We start from the raw sequence: 4,189 nt of genomic DNA, 5'->3' as shown, positions 1-4,189 counted from the left end.
CTATATGTATCAGCCAACATACTCAAGACCCGGGAAGATATCCTGAATAGATACACCGTCAACTGTTCCTTCATATCCAATGTTATCAATATATAATCTAAGATACTGCCCGTCTGATGAAAGAAGATCTACAAAAGATACTCCATCAGTTGATACAATAGTAAAGCCTGTACCGGATTGTACAGTTATCATATCTCCTGTAGGCTCCAAGCTATCATCAAGCTTCTCCATCTTAACACTCTTTGCTAATACGATATCTTCTGTGGAGGCTTTAACAATAACGCATGTTTTAGGATCCGCCTGCGGCATTCCGTCATCGCCAATAGAGTAATAATTGTAGTAAGTGAAAGTTCCAAGGGCAGAGCTTGTGTCAACTATAATAAAATTATCTGCATTAGAAAATACCTTAGGGCCGCTATACTCTGTATCTACATCGATCCACACTCCAGTATAGCCAAAAATATCTACCTTCTCACAGCCACCATCAGTTACATCAAATACGTATGTATCATAATAATCATTGCCAAATGCAGTCGAAAGATGAATATACTCTCTGCCATCATCCATTACAAAATGATAGACATTGTAAGCTCCCGTTTCTTCACCATAGTAGTCATCAAATTCAGCACTGCCATCTCCATATACAAGAACAAAGCTGCTCTTCTGACTGTTATATATTATGTAATTTTCATCCTCATATGCTTCATTTTCAGACTCATAAAAAGGTATTTCTTCTTTGTAGCAATATGTCCTACTTGTATCGAATCCAAGATTTTCATTTACTATCTCTTCGTCATAATCAAATACAACTTCAAATGAACCGGATGCATAATCAGCTATGTCATACTGATTGAATACTATATGTATACCATCTATGGCCATATACCAGTTGTATTCAAGCTCGTAATCTTCAGCGCCGGATTCTATACTTTTCTTTTCATCAGGATCATACTTATAGTGACTAAGGGATTCGTCAAGATCAAAGAAAGTTCCTTCGCCGTCTTCTACCTGATCAAAGAGCTTTTCTTTAAGGAGTTTATCTAATTCATCTTCAGAAACGTTTAAAACATCACCAAGACTTATCTCCTCTCCACTTGATACGTAGTAGTTGTAGCCATATACTGCGTAATATCCATGAGCTCCTCCGCCATATAAATCTTCAGTTTCCAGGATACTCAGTACCATACTATCTGATCTTGTTATCTCCTGATGTTCAACCTCATAGTATTCCTCAAAATAATCAGGATCAGATTCATAATGAGACTTGGCCATATCATACATATCTTCGAATTCCGAGTCGAAGTTTTCAAGCATATTATCAGCATTATCTTTAAGCGTCTTGGCAAGTTCCGGATAATCATCCTCAAGATCAGCGACAACCATTATGGAGTTTTGTGACTTCTCACATAATTCAGCCTGCTTATCATATGAATATTTATAGTTGCTTCTGCCTACAGATTTATAAGAAGGAGCTCCGCTTCCATATACGCCTAGAATCTTATGCTCCATATCTTCTGAATCTGCCTCTTTAATTTCTTCCTCACTAGTCTCATCTTCAGCCACAGCATCACTTGAGGACTCATCCTCTTTGGAGCTATCTTCATTTGATTCATCAGTCTTTTTAGTTTCCTTTTTAGTATCTTCTTCAGACTCATCTTTCGATGAATCTTCACTGCTATCTTTGGCAGCGCCCTCTTCCTTAGTATCGCTATAGCCAGGCAGTTCAATTCCCGGAATAGAACAGCCTGATAATAAAAGTGCTGCGCATAAAGGCGCAATTATGTTAACTCTTTTCATTCCTATCCTCCACATAATTAATAAGTCAAACACTGAAATAGTAGCACAATTATCTGTTATATACCAAATCATATGACCAAAATACAAATTTGGTGGATGAACAGAAAAAAGAGCCATCAAGCAGGAGGCAAATAATGCTTTGTCAGATTTGTATTATTTCGTTTACAAGATTACTAATTTGCATTATGCTTTCTTGCATATATAAAGCAGATGATTAGTATTTCCTAGAAGTTCTCTCTTTTCACAAACTGATAAGTACCATTTTGAAATAGCTTCAAAGTCCTTGTCAGATACCGAGAAGTCAACCCTGTGTTCAAGAGGCTCTATAAGGCCGTCTACACCTGTAGTTGTGATATGCTCTATCTCTTTTTTCTCAAACAGTTCTTCAAACTCAGCAACATCATAGCCAGTAAAGAGCTGCTCTTTGAAGTGTCTGACTTTATGATCATCCGTGAAGTTTTCAGCCTGTCCCTCTGACCAGTTGCCATAGAAATAGTTGGAATACATGATCGCGTATACAGAGATGAATGCAAACATGATAGTTCCGCCTTTTTTGGTCACTCTGATGGCTTCATCTATAGCCTTTAATGCATCCTCCTTGTCATAAAGGTGATACATAGGTCCAAGGACAAGTGTAAGATCGTATGTATCATCTTCAAGATCTTTAAGGTCTGTAGCATCTCCAAGATATGATGCAAGATTTGAAAGGTCCTTACTTCCTAAACGAAGTTTATCAAGGTTACTCTGGACGAATTCAACTGCTGTTACGTCCATTCCCTCCTTGGCAAGAGCTATGGAAAAGCGGCCAGTACCTGCGCCAACTTCAAGGACTTTGGAACCCTTACCTGCGTAGCGATGAATATAGTTCATGGTAGTCGCATACTCTAGTCTCCCATGAACAGTTCGCTCCAGTCTGTCATCTTCAACATAGCTGTTATAATATCCGCTTACGATCTCTTTTCTGGAAGCCCCCTCTTTGATTGCATTTATTCTTGTATAATAATGTGTTTCATCTTCATGATGTATGTACGCGCCGTTCTTTAGTTGAACCTTTAAACTTGCCGGATTATCTTTGTTAACAGAAAGATATGCTTCATGAATACTAATTTCGCGGGCTTTTTTTAGAGTCATTGCAAGTCCTTTGGTAGCATAACCCTTGCCTCTATACTTGGAAGATATACAGTAGCCGATGTGGCCTGCGCCTTCTCTTAAGGCATCATTTAGGCAGTGACGCAGGTTAAACACGCCTACATATTTATCAGTATCTACTAAAACGAAGGTTGTATCTGGAACAAAACCTTCCGGAAGCTCTCTTCCCATAGACCAGTTTCTCTTCTTCTCGATCCATTCAAGGAACTGTTCATAGTTATAGCCGTACACGCTGTTAATATAACCATTCTCGTTTTCCGGAAAAGTCATATAAAGCTCATAAGTCTTCTTGTAATCTGAGTCCTGTACTCTTACTAGTTCCATAATATTCCTCCTGTTATATAAAAAAATTAAGCCCCATCAAACGTATGTTTGATGAGGCTTATAAGCAAGTGTTATGCATATACTGTTATCAGCTTATGCCTATTCCTTGATCCTCATCGACCATACCAAAAGTAAACCCCTGATTATTATTATTATTCACGGGTGTTTCGGTAGTATTATTAAAATTGTCAACAAGGATATAAAATGTCATATTGATATTCTCCGCAAAAAGCATTCGCACACACTACGCAGCTACTGCTTTTCGATCAAATGTTTTCTGTTAGTATACTTTCAGCTTTTGTTATTGTCAACTATAAAAAATAATCAAAAGTTTCTCGCAAAGATGCTGACTGGACCTGTTGTAGTCTTCAGTATAAGCATAAATACTCCTTTGTCCGTAACCCTACTGTCACACAAAAAATATTCTCATGCTCTTGCTGGTTTTTTATACAAAAATACAACTGCAACTATAAAGACAACAGTCAGCATAATCCATTGCACATAATTATCAAGAATCATAAATAGAGAACATTGGTACCAGGTTCAATAAAATTGGTGTGAAAAGATAAATAGGGGAGCTGGCGCTCCCCTACGTGTAATCATATCAATCCTTCATCCTCTAGGATAGTCTTAACCTCATCTTCTGAAATACCAGACTTCTTTGCAATCTCAGCAATCGGCATACCATCTTCATGGCGTGCTATGACTCGGCCACTTATTTTGCCTTCTTCTCTTCCTTCTTCTCTTCCTTCTTCTCTTCCAGCTTTCAATCCACGATTATATTCCTCATCCATATGTTCTTTGTAAGTCATATACTCTTTCCTCCACAGGCTCTTAGCAATGGCTTCCTTGACTTTGGCATCTATTCTGGATGTAAGACTACTATCTGCGTCTTTACCTGCAAGATAATCTATAAGAG

General features: G+C 38.0%; 2 protein-coding genes and 1 pseudogene. All 3 read right to left on the bottom strand.

The window, feature by feature from the left end; translation table 11 throughout:
- Nucleotides 1–9 precede the first annotated feature (9 nt).
- Nucleotides 10–1,797 (bottom strand): RsiV family protein, encoded by a 1,788-nt coding sequence (locus K6G87_RS11775; protein WP_296837440.1) that lies wholly within the window; start codon nt 1,795–1,797, stop codon nt 10–12.
- 183 nt (nt 1,798–1,980) lie between these two features.
- Entirely contained in the window at nt 1,981–3,270 is a 1,290-nt protein-coding gene (locus K6G87_RS11770) for a GNAT family N-acetyltransferase (protein ID WP_296837438.1), read from the bottom strand.
- 599 nt (nt 3,271–3,869) lie between these two features.
- Nucleotides 3,870–4,189: pseudogene (locus tag K6G87_RS11765) on the bottom strand (hypothetical protein); the annotation flags it as partial.

The sequence above is a fragment of the Butyrivibrio sp. genome, assembly GCF_024699075.1.
This window is presented reverse-complemented; position numbering and strand designations above follow the sequence as displayed.

What these genes read in the sequence shown, in the direction of transcription:
- K6G87_RS11775 (WP_296837440.1), bottom strand. Translation starts at nt 1,797, where the DNA reads ATGAAAAGAGTTAACATAATTGCGCCTTTATGCGCAGCACTTTTATTA.
- K6G87_RS11770 (WP_296837438.1), bottom strand. Translation starts at nt 3,270, where the DNA reads ATGGAACTAGTAAGAGTACAGGACTCAGATTACAAGAAGACTTATGAG.